Genomic DNA, 15,966 nt, shown 5'->3' with positions numbered 1-15,966 from the left:
TTAATAAAACCAATTTTAATAAAACAATGGAGTGATCATGGAAGCTCTACAATCCGGTAGTGACGTTCTGTTTATTTTGTTAGGGGCCATAATGGTATTAGCAATGCATTCCGGCTTCGCCTTTCTAGAAGTTGGTACTGTCAGGAAGAAAAATCAGGTAAACGCCCTGGTAAAAATTATTTCTGATTTTTCCATTTCGACTATTGGCTACTTTTTCATTGGCTTTATGGTGGCTTATGGCGTTAGCTTCATGGATGGCGCGGCTGCGTTGAGTACCAAAAACGGTTATGAGTTGGTGAAATTTTTCTTCCTGTTAACCTTCGCAGCGGCTATTCCAGCGATCATTTCCGGCGGCATTGCAGAACGCGCCAGATTTTATCCTCAGTTAATGGCCAGTTTCTTACTGGTGTCAATTGTTTACCCGCTGTTTGAAGGCATAATCTGGAATGGTAATTTTGGCATTCAGGCCTGGATTGAATCTGTGTCTGGTGCGCAGTTTCATGATTTTGCCGGATCCATCGTGGTGCATGCTATGGGTGGTTGGTTGGCATTAGCAGCAGTGCTTCTTCTGGGGGCTCGCATGGGCCGTTATAATAAAGATGGCTCTGTTGCGTCATCACACCCACCTTCCAGTATTCCATTTCTTGCCCTGGGTGCCTGGGTGTTAACGGTGGGCTGGTTTGGATTTAATGTTATGTCTGCTCAAACGGTGGCAGCTGTGAGTGGTCTGGTAGCGTTAAATTCGCTGATGGCCATGGTCGGTGGTGTACTGGCCGCATTAGTCGTTGGTAAGAATGACCCGGGTTTCGTGCATAACGGACCATTGGCAGGCCTGGTCGCTGTATGTGCCGGTTCCGATGTCATGCATCCAGTAGGCGCTCTTGTCACAGGCGCAGTTGCCGGTGCCGTGTTTGTCTGGACATTTACTCTTTGCCAGAATAAATGGAAGATTGATGATGTGCTGGGCGTATGGCCACTGCACGGTTTGTGTGGTGCCTGGGGTGGAATCGCCTGCGGTATATTCGGACTGGAAGCTCTGGGAGGTATGGGTGGTGTGACATTCATGGCCCAGCTCATGGGTACGCTGTTGGGTATTATTATTGCTCTTGCCGGAGGATTTCTCGTTTACGGCACCATTAAGGCCATAGCGGGTATTCGGTTAAGCCAGGAAGACGAGCACCGTGGCGCTGACCTCAGTATTCACAAGATCGCATCTGAGTCACCCTACGAGTAATCCAGATCTATCCCCCGGGAGATCATGGCCGAAAGCCCTGAATTACCGGGGGAAAATTCCCTCCAAGTGGTTATTTGTTGTATTTTGCGGTAGACTTCCTCGCCCTGTATCTTGCTGAGTTTCTTTGTTGGTATTGAAAAAAAGTCATTAAATTACAGCAAGTTGACAGCTATTCATCATAAAAGTGTGATCTTCATCCTGAGAAGCGGCAAGATTAATATGCTATTCTTGGAAATAGAGACGTTACCAGACATTTATGCCACGAAAGTTATTTATTAAGACATTCGGTTGCCAGATGAATGAGTATGATTCTGCCAAAACGGCGGAATTACTCAAGGAAAGCCATGGGCTGGAGTTGGCGGCTGATGAACAACAAGCCGACGTTTTGCTGCTTAATACCTGTTCCATTCGAGAAAAAGCTCAGGAGAAGGTGTTTTCACAACTTGGTCGCTGGCGGGAAATGAAACAGGCAAATCCCGCTATCGTCATTGGTGTGGGCGGTTGTGTTGCAAGCCAGGAAGGAGAGGCTATTCGAGCCCGTGCACCTTATGTTGACCTGGTTTATGGTCCGCAAACTCTGCATCGTTTACCCCAGATGTTATCCGAGCAACAGCAGCGTCATGTCGCTGTAGTTGATGTTTCATTTCCCGAGATTGAAAAGTTTGACAACCTTCCGGAACCAAGAGCGGAAGGACCTGGCGCGTTCGTGTCTATCATGGAGGGTTGTAGCAAGTATTGTACTTTTTGCGTAGTACCTTATACGCGTGGTGAAGAAATCAGTCGTCCGTTTGATGATGTTATCAGTGAAGTTGCGATGCTTGCCGAGCAAGGTGTGAAAGAAGTGAATTTGCTGGGACAGAACGTTAATGCTTATCAGGGTATCATGCATGATGGTGACATGGCTGACCTTGCACTGTTAATACGCTATACCGCCGCTATAGACGGAATAAAACGCATTAGATTTACTACCTCGCATCCTGTCGAATTTTCGGATTCTCTTATCCAGACGTTTGCTGAAGTACCGGAACTGGTGAGCCATGTCCATTTGCCCGTTCAGAGTGGTTCCGACAGGATTTTGTCAATGATGAAACGTGGGCATACAGCTTTGGAATACAAGGCCAAAATACGCAAATTGCGCGAAGCAAGGCCTGACATCAGTTTGTCGTCGGATTTTATTATTGGATTCCCTGGTGAGACCGAGCAGGATTTTCAGGACACCATGAAGTTAATTGAAGATATTGGATTCGACCATTCTTTTAGTTTCATTTATAGTGCACGACCGGGTACACCGGCAGCTAATTTTATTGATGATGTGCCGATGAAAGTTAAAAAAGAACGGTTAGCAATATTGCAGTCCCGCATCAATGAGATGGCGCAGGCGATTAGTGAATCCATGGTCGGCACCATTGTAAAGGTATTGGTAGAACGACCATCGAAAAAAGATAGCAGCCAGCTCGCAGGGCGCACCGAAAATAACCGTGTCGTAAATTTCAAAGGCCACCCTCGTTTGATTGGCGAGTTTGTAAATGTGCGCATTACTGAAGCGCTACCAAACTCACTGAGGGGAGAAGTCGTTATAATGGATAAAAATGATCCTCAAACCAGTGAAGTTGTTCAATACGCGTGAGTCGTGATACGTTTTGAGTAACCAAGCACAAGCCCACAGTTTCACCCTGGAACCAACCGATAATGAACGATTGGCTAATCTATGCGGCCAGTTCGATGGTCATCTGCGCCAGATTGAAAGCCGACTCGGTGTGGAAATTAATAATCGTGGCAACACTTTCAATGTCATCGGGGATCAAACATCGGTGATAGCTGCCGGCGAAGTTCTCCGTGAATTATATGCAGAAACCGAGATGTCGCAATTAACCGCAGGACGTGTTCACCTGTTTTTGCAGGAGGCGGGAGTTGATGCAAAACTCGAGCAATCGCAGCAACAGGAATCAGTCCATGAAGTGATAATCACAACCCGCAAGGGCAAGGTGAAAGGGCGAGGGCACAACCAGCAACGCTACATGGAAAACGTGCTCACCCACGATATCAATTTTGGCGTGGGGCCGGCGGGTACAGGAAAAACCTATCTGGCAGTGGCTTGTGCAGTAGAGGCTCTGGAAAAAGAAAAGGTACGTCGCCTGATCCTTGTAAGGCCAGCCGTGGAGGCAGGTGAGCGCCTGGGTTTTTTACCAGGTGATCTTGCACAAAAAGTTGATCCTTATTTAAGACCGCTATATGACGCTTTATATGAAATGCTCGGTTTTGAACGCGTAGCAAAGCTAATTGAGCGGGATGTAATAGAAATCGCTCCGTTAGCATATATGCGTGGCCGCACCCTGAATGAATCTTTTATTATCCTGGATGAAGCGCAAAATACCACGAAGGAGCAGATGAAGATGTTTCTGACTCGAATCGGTTTTGGCTCAACTGCGGTTATTACTGGTGATGTTACACAAATTGATTTACCGCGTGGCACGCAATCTGGCTTACGGCACGGTATCGACGTTCTAAACAGTGTTGATGGTATCAGTTTCACATTTTTTCAGGCCAAAGATGTAGTGCGTCACCCCCTGGTCCAGAAAATTGTTACTGCTTATGAAAAGCACGAAACATCCGACAATCGTTCTGTTAAAAAAGGGAATGGTAAAGATTGAGTGCAGTGGTTGAAGTCGACTATCAGGTCGCATCTGATATTCCGGCGGATATTTTTATACCGGATGAACAACTGGTTACATCCTGGATTGAAGCTGTATTAGCGGAAATCAATAAGGATAAAGAAATGCAGGTTAGTTTGTGTGTGGTCAATAAGCAGGAAATAACCGCATTAAATGCAAAATACCGTAACATTAACAAAACAACCAATGTGTTATCGTTTCCCTACGAGATGATGCCGGGTGTTGAATTATCACTCATCGGTGATGTCGTTGTTTGCGCGGAAGTCGTCAATGAAGAGGCGCAACAACAAGGCAAATCATTACAGCAACACTGGGCGCACATGGTCGTGCATGGCACACTGCATCTGTTAGGGTATGATCATATTGACCATGCTGATGCAGAAAAAATGGAATTATTAGAGATTAACATTTTATCAAAATTGGGATTTTCCAATCCATATGGAGAAATTATCACACCATGAACGAAGGCCGATCTAGACGCGCTGCCTCCAGGGAAGGCGGGCAGCAACGCAACTGGTTTGAGATTCTTAGTCACGCTTTAACGCGTGAGCCAAAAGACCGGATCGAACTAACCCGTCTTTTACGTGATGCGCAACAGCGCAATTTGCTGGACTTCGACGCGCTTTCAATGATTGAGGGTGTATTGGAAGTATCAGAAATGCAAGTGCGTGATGTTATGATTCCTCGCACACAAATGGTCGTCATCAATATTGAAGATCCTACAGAGCAGTTTTTACCACTTATCGTAGAATCAGCACACTCAAGGTTTCCGGTAATCGGCGACAATCGCGATGAAGTGCTGGGGATTTTGCTGGCTAAAGATTTATTGCCCTATTTTGCCCAGAAAGAGCAGCAATCTCTCAGTATACGGGATTTGTTGCGGCCTGCGGTGTTTATACCGGAGAGCAAGCGATTGAATGTTTTATTGCGTGATTTTCGGGCTAACCGTAATCATATGGCAATAGTTGTTGATGAGTATGGTGGTATTGCAGGACTGGTAACCATCGAAGACGTGTTGGAGCAAATCGTGGGCGATATAGAAGATGAGCACGATATCGAGGAGGATATGTTCATCATTAAGCATTCCGATACACGCTACACCGTTAAGGCGCTAACACCTATTGAAGAGTTTAACGAACAGTTCGCTGTGAATTTTCCAGAAAGTGAATTTGATACTATCGGTGGATTATTAATACAAAGTTTTGGTCGTATGCCTAAAAGAGGCGAAGTTACTACAATTGATGGTTTTCGTTTTAAGGTGTTGCGGGCAGACAGTCGGCGCATATACCTTTTGCAAATCACGCTGATTGATGAAGATAAAGATGATCAGTCGACTGATGTCGCAGAACAAAATTTGTCATAATTATTGTGTAGAGTAGAAAAAGAATCTGTTTCTATCTTAATTTTCAATTAATAATAATGTGAAGAAAAAACTACCCCTGTTATTGAAAAACTGGCGTGGCGAAGTTGCTGCGCTCATTTTTGGTGCGATCGTGCCATTGTCTTTCGCTCCCTTTAATTTATTCCCCATTATTTTTATTTCCATAGCGGCGTTGTTCTATATCTGTGATAACACCGACAACCTGGGGCGGGTGTTCTTACGTGGCTATATATTTGGTTTGGGTTACTTTGGTTTAGGCGTGTCCTGGGTTTCGATTAGTATGGTGCGCTTTGGGGGTATGAGTTTGCCCTTGTCTGTAGCGCTCACAGTTTTATTGGTGTTGTTTTTGTCATTATATATGGCAGGTATTGTTTACCTGGGTAAGAAGTTTTTCTCCAACGCTTCATCTCGTGTAAGACTGTTACTGGTTTACCCTTCGTTGCTGGTGTTGCTGGAGTGGGTGAGAGGTTGGTTGTTTACAGGCTTCCCCTGGATTGACACTGGTTATAGCCAGGTTTTATCGCCGCTTTCAGGACTGCTGCCGATTGTTGGAGTCTATGGGGTTTCACTGGCTGTTGCAGTATGTTCTGGTTGTCTGGTTATGCTCATTTATGCGCAAGAAAAAAAACTTGCCAATATTGGTTTATTGCTGGTGAGTTTACTGACGCTTGGCGGACTGTTAATGCTGGTTGAGTGGTCTGAGCCTTATGGCGATCCTGTTACAGTGAGTATGATTCAAGGCAATATACCCCAGGAGTTAAAATGGATTCCTCAACAGCGACAGCCGACAATAGACCTGTATACTCGATTGACCAGGGAAAACTGGGATAGCGACATTATTATTTGGCCGGAAACTTCATTGCCAGCTTACTATCATCAAGCAGAAGATTTTCTAAATAAACTGGCCAGGGAAGCATATGAAAACCAAACAAGTATGTTGATCGGATTGCCTTCTATTAAGTTTACCAATGGGAAAAGGGAATACTACAATAGCGCGGTAGTATTAAATAATAGTGATATCCAGTTTTACCATAAGTATCATCTGGTGCCGTTTGGCGAGTATGTTCCTTTGAAATGGTTGTTGGGTGACTTTTTAGCTTTTATGAAAATACCTATGGCGAACTTCAGTCATAGTGAAAAACACCAGCCCGTGGTTAGTATGTCGGGATTAAAAGGATCAGTTTCGATTTGTTATGAAGATGCGTTCGGCGAAGAGGTTATAAACGGATTGCCAGAAGCAAATTTTTTAATAAATATCAGTAACGATGCCTGGTTTGGTGATTCATTGGCGCCGCATCAACATTTACAAAAAGCTCAGGTGCGTGCCCTGGAAACTGCGCGTCCCATGTTGCGGGCGACGAACAATGGTATTTCAGCGGTTATTGATCATAAGGCCAACATACTGGCTACATCCCCGCAATTTAAACAGGATGTTTTAACCGTTGAATTTCAGCCCATGCAAGGGAGTACGCCGTACAGTATCATGGGCAATTACGCGGTATTGCTCCTGATCGTCATTATGATGTTCGTCGCATGGCGATACGAAATGACGCATCGAAAAGACTAATATATAACTTATTGATATTGAAGGATAAGATCAATCCTGGAGACTCCCTGGGACCCCGAAAACAGATTGTGACGTCGCTTTTTAAGTATAAGGTTAATGTATAAATAGTCTACTTGCCTGGCAACTGATAACAACTAGCCTCTCAAGCCAGGAATTTCCAGTAGCAGCTGTCTTTTTCCGTACAGCGTAAACCCGTTTTGTGTCCCACTATTCAAACGCAATATTCTGTACAATAGGCTGGCAATTATTAGTTCACGCATGCACAGGATGATTTCCGCAGTTGTTGTGGGGCGCAATTGTTGTGGGGCACAATTGTTGTGGGTTAGTAATGTACTGCGTTATTCTTACTGTTTTATACGCAGTTGAAAATTCATACGGATTAAAACGAAATAGAAAAGTATCTTTTAAGAGGCTTTTGAGAAAATTATGGCATTAAAGCAACAATATTACCCCGGCGACATTGAATCTCAGGCGCAATCCTATTGGGAAGACAATGGTACTTTTCGAGCCACGGATCATGACAGCAGCAAAGAAAAGTTTTATTGCCTTTCAATGTTTCCCTATCCCAGTGGCCGGCTTCACATGGGGCATGTTCGTAACTACACCATTGGTGACGTGATTGCGCGTTATCAACGCATGAAAGGAAAAAATGTTTTACAGCCCATGGGTTGGGATGCTTTCGGTATGCCTGCAGAAAATGCCGCCATTAAAAACAACGTGCCACCCGCTAAATGGACTTACGAAAACATTGACTATATGCGCGGGCAATTGAAACGCCTTGGTTTCGGTTACGACTGGGGGCGCGAACTCGCAACCTGTCATCCAAAATATTATCGCTGGGAACAGTGGTTATTTACCCGATTGTTTGAAAAAGGTCTGGTTTATAAAAAAACTGCCCCCGTCAACTGGTGTCCCAATGATATGACTGTTCTGGCCAACGAGCAGGTCATAGAAGGCAAATGCTGGCGCTGTGACACTGAAGTCGAGCGCAAAGAAATACCGCAATGGTTTATGAAAATTACCCAGTACGCTGACGAGCTATTAACCGAACTGGACAATTTGCCGGGCTGGCCCGAGCAGGTAAAAACCATGCAACGTAACTGGATTGGGAAATCCAGAGGTGTCGAGATTATTTTTGGCATCGAGAGCAGTATCGAAAGCGCTACGCAGGAGCTAAATAGCAGATTAAAAGTATTTACCACCCGACCGGATACGTTAATGGGTGTGAGCTATGTTGCTGTCGCGCCAGAACATCCATTGGCGACGATGGCGGCAAAAAACAATGCTGAATTACAGGCTTTTATTGACGAGTGTCGTCATGGCGGTACATCTGAGGCTGACCTGGAGACCATGGAGAAGAAAGGGGTTGATACAGGATTGACGGCTATTCACCCCTTAACGCAAGATACTGTCCCCGTTTTTGTTGCCAACTTTGTCTTAATGTCCTACGGCGAAGGGGCCGTTATGGCAGTACCTGCCCATGATCAACGCGACTGGGAATTTGCTAAAAAATACAATTTGCCTGTTAAGCAAGTCATAAAACCTGCAGATGGAAGCACCGTTGACCTGACGCAGGGTGCTTTCATCGAGAAGGGTATCCTATTCGAGAGTGGTGAATTTGATGGACTGGATTTTCAGGATTCATTCGATGCGATAGCAGCAAAACTGGAAGCAGCCGACAGGGGCCAGGTAAAGGTTAATTACCGCTTGCGTGACTGGGGAGTATCGCGCCAGCGCTACTGGGGTGCTCCTATTCCTATTATCAACTGTGATAGTTGCGGTGCGTTACCTGTACCTGAAAGTGACCTGCCGGTCGTGTTACCCGAAAATGTGTCAATGGAAGGTGTAGGTTCGCCTATAAAGAAAATGCCAGCGTTTTATCAAACCACATGCCCCAAGTGTGGTGGGAAAGCTGAGCGGGAAACTGATACTTTTGATACTTTCATGGAGTCCTCATGGTATTACGCACGTTATGCATGCAAGGACAATGATGAATCCATGCTGGACGATCGAGCCAGGTACTGGCTTCCTGTAGATCAATATATCGGTGGTATTGAGCATGCTATTTTACATTTGTTATATGCGCGATTTTATAACAAGTTAATGAGAGATGCGGGTTTGTTAAATAGCAATGAACCCTTCCAGAATTTATTGACGCAAGGTATGGTGCTAAAAGATGGCGCCAAGATGTCAAAGTCCAAAGGTAATACCGTCGATCCACAGGCCTTGATCGATGATTATGGCGCCGATACTGTGCGCCTGTTTACCATGTTTGCTTCACCACCGGAGCAGTCACTGGAGTGGAATGACGATGCAGTGGAAGGCGCGTTCCGGTTTTTGAAACGACTTTGGCGCATGGTAGCCGATACCGATAAACAGCCTGTATTGACGGAATGGCTTGGTAACAACAGGCTGGAACAGTTCTCGTGGGATACGTTGGATAGTGAATTAAAAGATGTTCGCGCTGATATTCATGGCTTGCTGGAGCAGGCAAACCGTGATGTGAGTAAATATCAATTTAATACTGTAATCGCAGCGACCATGAAAATGGTCAATAACCTTCAGCCTGTCACGGAAGCGCTTCGTAGCCAGGCTGGGGGTGAAGGCGGGCAGGCCGTCTATGCCGAGGCGATCGATATTCTGTTGCGTTTACTGTCTCCTATAGTTCCTCACATTACCCATACCTTGTGGCAGGGTGTAGGAAAAACAACGGATGTACTCGATGCCGGCTGGCCTGAACCCGATGCAGAGGCATTAGTTAAAGACTCTGTTGAGCTGGTGGTGCAAGTGAATGGCAAGCTGCGTGGCAAGGTATTCGTTCCGGCCGCAGCCAATAAACAACAGATCGAAGACATTGCGACGCAGGATGATAATGTTCAGCGCCACATAGAAGGTAAGGAAGTGAAAAAAATTATTGTGGTGCCAGGCCGCTTGATTAATATTGTTGTGAAATAGCAATGGCTGATTTTCAAAATGCATAATTCTTTTATAACAACCGTTGCACGATTGCTTGTCGGTGCGGCTTTGCTTTTAGTTTTGCAATCTTGTGGTTTCCATTTGCGGGGAAGTGTTGATCTGCCGCCGGAAATACATCAACTGGCAATTGATGATGTCACTACAACATCCCAGATCGCAACAGAATTAAGAATTCAATTGCGCCGACAGGATATTAGATTGCTGGATAACGTTGATGATGCGAAATTGGTTATCGTAATTGATGCAGAGCGTCATCAGCGTCGTGTAATGACTGTTAGCCCTGAAGGGCAGGTCCAGGAATTTGAACTCATTTATATAGTTAATTACGCGATTCACAATAAGGACAATCAGGAAGCTTCTATCTCCAATCAGAATCTCACGATACGAAGAGGGCTGCGTTTTGACGAAACAGCAGTGCTGGGAAAAACTTCAGAGGAGACCCGACTGCAGCAGGATATGGTGCGTGCTGCCGCTGAACAGGTGCTGCGCCGCCTGCAAAAAGTATCAACAGGCCAGACCGCAAAAAGTAGCTGAGAGACATGAAGGTTAATCATTCTGATTTACAGACTCATTTGGCACAGCAGTTGTCACCTGTTTACATCGTAGCGGGTGATGAGCCCTTACAGCTTGGTGAAGCCTGTGATGTTATTCGTGCCGCAGCCAGGCAGCAGGGTTTTACTGAACGTCATGTGTTGCACGTAGAGCGAGGCTTCGATTGGGATAGTTTTCTGGCAGTCAGTAATAGTTTATCGTTGTTCGCCGATCGCCAGCTTATTGAGCTGCGAATGCCGGGTGGAAAACCAGGGGACAAGGGTGCCAAAGCCCTGGTTGAGTATGCGCAGAATCCTTCCCCAGACACTGTCCTGATATTATCCACTGGCAAGCTGGATAAACAGTCCCAGCGCAGCAAATGGTTTTCGCATCTGGAAAAAATCGGTGTATTTGTCGCAGTATGGCCGGTGGAAACCCGGCAGTTAGCGGGATGGATTATGCAACGGCTGCGCGCCAAAGGTATGAAGATGAGTCCAACGGCAGTGCATCTGATCGTTGATCGTGTCGAAGGTAATATGCTGGCCGCTGCACAGGAGATTGATAAACTGTATTTGCTATTCGGTGCTAGCGAAATTAATGAGCAAGCGGTTCTTGATTCAGTATCGGACAGTGCCAGATACGATGTTTATAGTCTGGTGGACGTGGCTTTATCCGGAGATGGTAAACGCGTGATGCGCATGATCGATGGTTTGCGGGCAGAAGGCGTTGAACCCGTTCTGTTAACCTGGGCGCTGGCACGTGAAATACGAACCATGTATACACTGGCAATGAAAGTCAGTCAGGGAGTGCGTGCCGAGCAAGTCGTGACACAGGCGGGAGTCTGGCCAAAACGTAAACCTGCGGTTACTGCGGGCTTAAAACGACACTCGCTTGCATCCTGGCAGGATATGCTGCAGCACGCAAATAGAATTGATCGAATAATCAAGGGCTTGTCAGCGGGCAATGTGTGGGATGAATTGTTACAATTAGCACTAGATATGGCTGGCGTACGTTTATTTGAGAAAAGCGCAGTGTGATTAATTATTGTTGACCTATATATAGTGGTCGCATAACTAGGGATCTGTAACATTAAACAGCTGGAATATTTTAACGACGGATTGACGGATTAGAGAAAGCCAATGAACATTCAAAATTATATGATCGGGTTGGGTAAAAGTGCACGTGCAGCATCGCGTGAACTGGCCAGGGCAAATACCGGTACCAAGAATACTGCTCTGCTGGCGATCGCGGACAGCATTATGGCGTCGCAATCCCGTTTAATGGAAGAGAACAATAAAGACCTGGAAGCAGGAAAAGCCAACGGCTTGGATGATGCACTACTGGATCGTTTGGCGTTAAATGAAGAACGCATTGAGGGTATGGCAGAAGGCTTACGTCAAATAGCCGCACTGGCTGATCCGGTAGGAGAAATCACTGATCTTAACTATCGCCCATCTGGCATCCAGGTGGGTCGTATGCGGGTGCCTCTGGGTGTCATTGGTATTATCTACGAGTCACGCCCTAATGTAACTGCTGATGCCGCAGGATTATGTTTAAAAGCGGGAAATGCAGCAATTCTGCGGGGTGGATCCGAGGCGGCGCATTCGAATAATGCGATTGCGACGTGCATTCATGCAGGACTGGCGAAAGCAGGATTACCGTCAACAACGATTCAGGTCATAGAAGTAACTGATCGCGCTGCAGTGGGGGAACTGATTACTATGCCTCAGTATGTGGACGTCATAGTGCCCCGCGGCGGAAAGGGTTTGATTGAACGGGTAAGTGCTGAAGCGACGGTACCTGTCATTAAACATCTGCATGGTATCTGCCATGTTTATATTCACGAAAAAGCCGATCGCACTAAAGCTATTAATATTGCTTTTAATGCCAAGACTCATCGCTATGGTGTTTGTAATGCTATGGAAACATTGTTGGTGGATGCTTCGGTTGCCAATGACATATTGCCAGAACTGGCTGAACAGTACCGCAAGGAAGGTGTGGAATTAAGAGGTTGTGAAATAACTCAATCCATCCTCAAAGACATTAGTGCTGCATCAGAAGAAGACTGGGATACCGAGTATCTCGCGCCAATTTTGTCCATTCGTGTCGTTGCGGGTTTTGACGAAGCGCTGGATCATTTGCATGAACATAGCTCCGGGCACACCGAATCAATTGTTACTGAAGACCTTTCTGCCGCTCGGCGTTTTTTGTCTGAAGTGGATTCCAGTTCGGTGATGGTCAATGCTTCAACACGGTTTGCCGATGGTTTTGAGTATGGCCTTGGTGCAGAGATTGGTATCAGTACTGATAAAATTCATGCGCGTGGCCCGGTCGGGCTGGAAGGTCTGACCTCACAAAAATACATCGTAATAGGTGACGGCCATATTCGACAATAACATGTTTGCCATTGATTCCTCTGATTGCCAGGAGTAAGTCTTGCGGATTATTGGAATCTTTGGTGGTACATTCAATCCGGTACACTTGGGTCATTTGCGAACCGCCCTGGAGATCAAAAAAGCATTGGCAATGGATACCATGTTGCTAGTTCCATGTGGAATACCGCCTCATCGTGATGAACCTGATATTGATCCGGAAATTCGACTGGCGATGTTGAACGCCGCCATTGTTCATTATGATGAACTGCTAGTAGATGATCGTGAGCTGCAACGCGCAGGCCCTTCCTATATGGTGGATACATTACAGTCAATACGCGATGAAGAAGGGGATGTATCCTTATGTCTCTGTGTTGGGGCGGATGCGTTTATTCATCTGGACACCTGGCATCATTGGACAAACCTGATTGGGCTTGCGCATATCATTGTCGCGTTTCGTCCGGGATGGCCTGTTGAAACTTTACAGCAGCAAGTGTCGGATGACTTGAAAAGAATGCTGAAAAGGCACATGGTGACGAACAGCGAGCAGCTACATGAAAAGCCGGCGGGTTACGTGCTTACGCAAAAAGTCACAGATATTGACATATCGTCTTCAATGATCAGGCAGCGTATCGCCCGGGGACAATCGGTTAAAGACTATGTACCTGCAAGCGTATTACAGATTATTCGCAGCAAGCAGTTATATCAAAATATTGAGAGGAGTTAATGAATACTGAAGAGTTGCTAAAAGTAGTTATAGATGCGTTGGAAGATATGAAAGCACAGGATATTCATGTCATCGATGTACGTGGTAAAACAAGTGTGACTGATATTATGGTGATTTCCAGCGGTACTTCAGCCAGGCAAATAAAGTCGCAATCAGAACGAGTTGTTGAAAAAGCAAAGCAGCATGGTGTGCGTCCACTAGGTGTCGAGGGCGAAAAAGAAGGCGAATGGATACTGGTTGATTTGGGTGATGTTGTGGTCCATATGATGCAACCAGAGGTGCGGGATTTTTATCATCTGGAAAAACTATGGGCTACCGATGAAGTTAGTAGTAGTGAAAGTGGAAGCTGATGCGCCTGTTATTTCTATGAAGTCCTACTAGAATCCGCTATGCAAATTTATCTTATCGCGATCGGCCAGCGAATGGATGCCTGGGTGAAACAGGCCTACGATGAATTTGCCAAACGCTTGCCGCATGAATGCCGACTGCGGCTCATTGAAATTCCCGCGAGTAAACGCACTAAAAATACCGATGTACAACGCATCATTAGAGAGGAAGGTGAACGATTGCTGGCAGCCATCCCTTCCAATTCACTTGTCTACGCACTGGATTCCACAGGCCAGCAGTGGAGCACTGAAAAACTGGCTGATCAGATGGATCTATGGTTAGCCGATGGCAGGGATGTTGCCCTGTTAATCGGTGGCCCCGATGGATTGTCCGAACAATGCAAAACACGGGCTGATGCAAGTTTATCCCTGTCGAAACTTACTTTTCCCCACCCGCTGGTCAGAATTATCATTGCTGAGCAGATTTATCGTGCCTGGAGTATTCTCAAGGGTCATCCCTATCATCGATAAGCTTTACAATTAATTATTGCTGTCGATATTGTCTAATTCTGTACTATTTAAGTGCATAATATATATAATAATTAAATGATCGGCCCGCAGATCTATTTAGCCTCCCAGTCACCTCGACGCCGAACATTAATTGAGCAAATGGGTATTGCTTACCAGGCGATTAGCGTTGAAGTCGATGAACGACCACATGCCGGGGAAGTGCCGGCTGATTTTGTTGCGCGTCTGGCCTGCGAAAAAGCGCAAGCCGGGTGGCAATCTGTTGCTGAACGAGGCATTCCGGTGCTTGGTGCCGATACATGTATTGTCCTGGACCAGCAAATTGTAGGTAAGCCCTCGAGTCAACAACAGGGCATCGATTTATTAAAACGCTATTCGGGTAAAACCCATCAAGTCGTCACGGGCGTAGCCATGGTTGGTCCTGATGGGGGCGTGAATGACGCGCCAATTGTTCAACAAGTGCGCGTTAGTACCAGCCTGGTCACATTTCGTGTTGTAACAGACCGGGAATGTAAACAGTATTGGCAGACGGGTGAGCCAGTGGGAAAAGCCGGTGGTTACGCCATACAGGGTAAGGCTGCCGCATTTATCGAAAAAATTGAAGGAAGTTATTCAGGGGTGATGGGTTTGCCCCTGTTTGAGTTTTCAGAACTGATTACGAAATTTGGAATCCAATTGTTTGATGTATAGAGGTCCATACCTGAATTTGAGACATTATGAATGAGTGAAGAAATACTGATAAATGTAACGCCACGCGATACACGGGTAGCAATGGTCGAAAATGGCGTATTGACCGAGGTTTTTATAGAACGAGCCAGTCGCCTGGGTTTGGTGGGCAATATATATAAAGGAAAAGTTTCGCGGGTTCTACCCGGTATGCAAGCGGCATTTATAGATATCGGACTGGAACGTACAGCATTTCTTCATGCATCAGATATCCTACAGGCTGATAACGATGGCGGTAAAAATGGCGGCAAGAATGGTATTAACGGAAAAACGACTGACGACATTTCAAAGCTACTGTACCAGGGCCAAACAGTCGCGGTACAGGTCGTAAAGGATCCGTTGGGCAGTAAAGGCGCACGGCTGACAACACAGCTATCGATAGCGGCTCGTTACCTGGTATTAGTGCCTGAAATCGAACATATTGGGATTTCACAAAAAATAGAAAGCGAGGATGAGCGTCAACGCTTGAAGGATTTAGTCAGTAGTCTTGGCGAAGAATTTCAGCCCAGCGGATACATTGTGAGAACCGTAGCGGAAGGTGTAAGCGAAGCAGAAATTGCCGCTGATTTACGCTTTCTTCATACGCTATGGGCAGAAATACAGGAGCGCATTAAAAGCGAACCGCCCGGTGCGCTGATTCACGAAGATTTACGGCTGGTGATGCGTACGATGCGCGATCAGGTGGGTAGTGGTGCAGATATAGAAAAAATACGCATTGACTCGAAAACAAACTTTGAAAAGGTGGTCAAATTTGCCGACAAGTTTATTCCGGAACTGGCGCAAAAGGTTGAGTATTACCCCGGAGAGCGCCCCATTTTTGATTTGTACAACATAGATGATGAAATCCAGAAGGCCCTGAATCGTAAAGTTGAGCTCAAGTCCGGCGGTTACCTGATTATCGACCAGACCGAGGCAATGACGACCAT

Annotated in this window: 15 protein-coding genes; all 15 read left to right on the top strand. The window is 46.0% G+C overall.

What is annotated here, in order from left to right; translation table 11 throughout:
- Positions 1-37 precede the first annotated feature (37 nt).
- On the top strand, positions 38-1,234 hold the full coding sequence (locus tag ACWVCM_RS01035) for an ammonium transporter (protein ID WP_455199835.1): 1,197 nt from the start codon (positions 38-40) through the stop codon (positions 1,232-1,234).
- Positions 1,235-1,490: 256 nt separating this feature from the next.
- Entirely contained in the window at positions 1,491-2,861 is a 1,371-nt protein-coding gene (gene miaB, locus ACWVCM_RS01030) for a tRNA (N6-isopentenyl adenosine(37)-C2)-methylthiotransferase MiaB (protein WP_455199834.1), read from the top strand.
- A 13-nt stretch (positions 2,862-2,874) separates the two neighbouring features.
- Positions 2,875-3,885: a PhoH family protein gene (locus ACWVCM_RS01025; RefSeq protein ID WP_455199833.1), complete on the top strand. Its 1,011-nt coding sequence runs from the start codon at positions 2,875-2,877 to the stop codon at positions 3,883-3,885.
- A gap of 5 nt (positions 3,886-3,890) precedes the next feature.
- On the top strand, positions 3,891-4,367 hold the full coding sequence (gene ybeY, locus ACWVCM_RS01020; RefSeq protein WP_455199836.1) for an rRNA maturation RNase YbeY: 477 nt from the start codon (positions 3,891-3,893) through the stop codon (positions 4,365-4,367).
- Positions 4,364-5,269 (top strand): HlyC/CorC family transporter, encoded by a 906-nt coding sequence (locus ACWVCM_RS01015; RefSeq protein ID WP_455199832.1) that lies wholly within the window; start codon positions 4,364-4,366, stop codon positions 5,267-5,269. The genes ybeY and ACWVCM_RS01015 overlap by 4 nt, the downstream gene beginning before the upstream one ends.
- 58 nt (positions 5,270-5,327) lie before the next feature.
- Positions 5,328-6,854 (top strand): apolipoprotein N-acyltransferase, encoded by a 1,527-nt coding sequence (gene lnt / locus ACWVCM_RS01010; RefSeq protein WP_455199831.1) that lies wholly within the window; start codon positions 5,328-5,330, stop codon positions 6,852-6,854.
- A 426-nt stretch (positions 6,855-7,280) separates the two neighbouring features.
- On the top strand, positions 7,281-9,809 hold the full coding sequence (gene leuS, locus ACWVCM_RS01005) for a leucine--tRNA ligase (RefSeq protein WP_455199830.1): 2,529 nt from the start codon (positions 7,281-7,283) through the stop codon (positions 9,807-9,809).
- A gap of 18 nt (positions 9,810-9,827) precedes the next feature.
- On the top strand, positions 9,828-10,364 hold the full coding sequence (locus ACWVCM_RS01000; RefSeq protein WP_455199829.1) for an LPS-assembly lipoprotein LptE: 537 nt from the start codon (positions 9,828-9,830) through the stop codon (positions 10,362-10,364).
- A gap of 5 nt (positions 10,365-10,369) precedes the next feature.
- Positions 10,370-11,398, top strand: coding sequence for a DNA polymerase III subunit delta (gene holA, locus ACWVCM_RS00995; RefSeq protein ID WP_455199828.1), 1,029 nt, complete (start codon positions 10,370-10,372; stop codon positions 11,396-11,398).
- Positions 11,399-11,500: 102 nt separating this feature from the next.
- Entirely contained in the window at positions 11,501-12,757 is a 1,257-nt protein-coding gene (locus ACWVCM_RS00990; protein WP_455199827.1) for a glutamate-5-semialdehyde dehydrogenase, read from the top strand.
- A gap of 40 nt (positions 12,758-12,797) precedes the next feature.
- Positions 12,798-13,460, top strand: coding sequence for a nicotinate-nucleotide adenylyltransferase (gene nadD, locus ACWVCM_RS00985; protein WP_455199826.1), 663 nt, complete (start codon positions 12,798-12,800; stop codon positions 13,458-13,460).
- Entirely contained in the window at positions 13,460-13,810 is a 351-nt protein-coding gene (rsfS, locus tag ACWVCM_RS00980) for a ribosome silencing factor (RefSeq protein WP_455199825.1), read from the top strand. The genes nadD and rsfS overlap by 1 nt, the downstream gene beginning before the upstream one ends.
- A gap of 39 nt (positions 13,811-13,849) precedes the next feature.
- Positions 13,850-14,317 carry a 23S rRNA (pseudouridine(1915)-N(3))-methyltransferase RlmH gene (rlmH, locus tag ACWVCM_RS00975; protein WP_455199824.1) on the top strand — a complete coding sequence of 156 codons (468 nt, stop codon included), beginning with the start codon at positions 13,850-13,852 and terminating at the stop codon, positions 14,315-14,317.
- 75 nt (positions 14,318-14,392) lie between these two features.
- Positions 14,393-15,004, top strand: a complete 612-nt coding sequence (locus ACWVCM_RS00970; RefSeq protein WP_455199823.1) for a Maf family protein — start codon at positions 14,393-14,395, stop codon at positions 15,002-15,004.
- A 30-nt stretch (positions 15,005-15,034) separates the two neighbouring features.
- The coding region (locus ACWVCM_RS00965) for a ribonuclease E/G (protein WP_455199822.1) at positions 15,035-15,966 on the top strand (932 nt) is incomplete at its 3' end.

It is taken from the genome of Kaarinaea lacus (assembly GCF_975902315.1).
This window is presented reverse-complemented; position numbering and strand designations above follow the sequence as displayed.